The organism is Geobacillus sp. Manikaran-105 (assembly GCF_002809955.1).
Classification (GTDB): Bacteria; Bacillota; Bacilli; order Bacillales; family Anoxybacillaceae; genus Geobacillus; species Geobacillus thermophilus.
This window is the reverse complement of sequence record NZ_PIJG01000112.1, coordinates 1-2232: the sequence shown is the minus strand read 5'-3', so window position 1 is coordinate 2232 and position 2232 is coordinate 1. Positions and strand designations below refer to the sequence as shown.

Annotated in this window: 4 protein-coding genes; all 4 read left to right on the top strand. The window is 43.2% G+C overall.

The annotated features are described in order from the left end of the window. Positions 1-249: 249 nt before the first annotated feature. The gene (locus CV945_RS16700; protein WP_100660189.1) at positions 250-1329 is read left to right on the top strand and encodes a type I restriction endonuclease; all 1080 of its coding nucleotides are present in this window, start codon (positions 250-252) and stop codon (positions 1327-1329) included. 183 nt (positions 1330-1512) lie between these two features. After that, positions 1513-1839, top strand: a complete 327-nt coding sequence (locus CV945_RS16695) for a transposase (protein WP_025039269.1) — start codon at positions 1513-1515, stop codon at positions 1837-1839. Beyond that, positions 1836-2048 carry a hypothetical protein gene (locus CV945_RS16690; RefSeq protein WP_100660188.1) on the top strand — a complete coding sequence of 71 codons (213 nt, stop codon included), beginning with the start codon at positions 1836-1838 and terminating at the stop codon, positions 2046-2048. Before CV945_RS16695 ends, CV945_RS16690 begins: the two co-directional genes overlap by 4 nt. A 3-nt stretch (positions 2049-2051) precedes the next feature. Then, a partial coding sequence (locus CV945_RS17950) for an IS3 family transposase (RefSeq protein ID WP_157807572.1) occupies positions 2052-2232 on the top strand: 181 nt, incomplete at its 3' end.

The window sequence follows — 2232 nt, the reverse complement described above, 5'->3', positions numbered from 1 at the left end:
GCGGGTGTTGGTCAAGGGCGAATCCGGCCCTCCGCATGCCCCACGATGCTCAATGGGATGATCTGTGTGGAGTTTTCATAGAACTTTTGACGCTACCTAACTATATGATACTATATTTTACTGAATCTATCCTATTTTCAACAAAATATAGTTAAGGCGATTCATCTCCCACTTACTCCGCTTCGCTTCGTCGAAGTGGGAGTCTTCTCGCCTAATTAAGATAAATGTTGTGCAGAGGGGTGGAGCAAAATGGATCATTTCATCGAGCAGATCCAGACACTATCGAAAAGGGTGAACAGATTAAAAAATACTATAGCGACAGAGGAAGCTACGAAAACATCGATCATTATGCCTTTCTTTCAAGTTCTAGGGTACGATATTTTCAATCCGGAAGAGTTTTTACCGGAGTTTACAGCTGACGTGGGAATCAAAAAAGGGGAAAAAGTCGACTACGCCATTATGATCGATGGAAAACCGGTTATTCTCATTGAAGCTAAGGCCGCCAATCAAAAGCTGGATAAACACGATTCGCAGCTGTTTAGATATTTTGGCGCAACCTCAGCTAAGTTCGCTATTTTGACTAATGGCATCTTATACAGATTTTATACCGATCTCGATGAACAAAACAAAATGGATTCAGTGCCATTTTTCGAGTTTAACCTCGCTGAACCGAGAGAAAATCAAATTGTCGAGCTGGCGAAATTCCGAAAAAGCAGTTTCGATGTCGACAGCATTTTCAGCGCCGCATCCGAATTAAAATACCTAAATGAAATTAAACAGTTCCTGAATAATCAGTGGGAAAACCCGTCCGATGAGTTTGTTGCATTCATCATCAGCGATATTTATCCCGGAAAGAAAACTAAAAACGTGATCGAAAAGTTTCAAGGGCTTGTGAAAAAGGCACTGAAACAGTTTCTAAACGACCAAGTCAACGATAAACTTAAGGCTGCCTTAGCCAACAGTGACGAAGAAGAGACCGCCCAAGCGAAAGAAGAGAAAGCGCCAGATGTTCCCGAAGATCCAAAAGAGGAACACAATGAGCCGCAGATAGTCACTACAGAGGAGGAGCTTGAGGGGTATGTATTAGTGCGGCTGCTCCTAAGGGAGATTCTTGATCCCGAACGTATCTATTATCGCGATAACTTGAGCTACTTCAATGTTTTACTGGACAATAACATCCGAAGATGGATTTGCCGTCTCGGACTCAATACAAGCAACAAGTACATTCAGTTCAATGATGAAGGGAGAACAACAGTATATATCGAAACGGTGGCCGATATTGAAAAACATAGGGATAAACTAATAAAAGTAGCACAGAAATTCCTCTAAACATTGGAAATCCTTGCTCCATAACAAAGAAGGAACACCCATGTTTCAAAGGAGCATTCCCGTTAGGAGCTTTTCCGGGGACTTGATCAAAAAAAGCCCTCTTGGTATGTGATATTATCCCTCTAGTGTAGACAGTTGGGAAAATGCCCATACTGTCAGTAAAAACACTGGAGGGATTTGTTTATGTTCGAGACCAAGCAAACACCGAAAGGGAAGACCACTTATTCCGTGGAGTTTAAATGGAGGGCTGTCCAGATGTACATCGAAGAAGGATGGGGATATAAGCGGATATGCCAAGAGTTAGGGATTCCCTGCACGAAAACGATCAGACTTTGGGTAAAACGTTACCATGAACATGGTCGAAAAGGGCTCGAAGAACGGCGCGGGACATCCAAGTCTCCATTCAAGGGAAGGCCTCGAAAAAAAGAGTGCAGTTTAGAGGAAGAGAATCGAAGACTGAAAGCAGAGAATGATTATTTAAAAAAGTTACGAGAGCTGGCAAGGAGGTGAAACCGAAAGAGCGGTTCTCGATCATTCAGGAGTTATCCAACACCTATCCGATTGCCTGGCTATGCCAACTGGCCGGTGTGTCAAGAAGTGGATACTATCGATGGATGAACCAGCAGGGAATCGTCACAGAGAAGCAAAAGGAAAATGAACAAATCAAACAAATGATCCTCGAATGCCATCAAAAGGTCAATGGGATCTATGGATACTAGCGCGTGAAAGCATGGATAAAACGAAATTATGGGAAGACCGTGAATCATAAGCGAGTGTACCGACTGATGAAAGAGTTGGGGGTTCAGGCCAAAATCCGTCGAAAAAAGCCGAAGTATAAAGCGGGAAAGGAGAATATCGTAGCGTCGAACGTGTTAAACCGTGATTTTGCGGCCACTGCAGCCA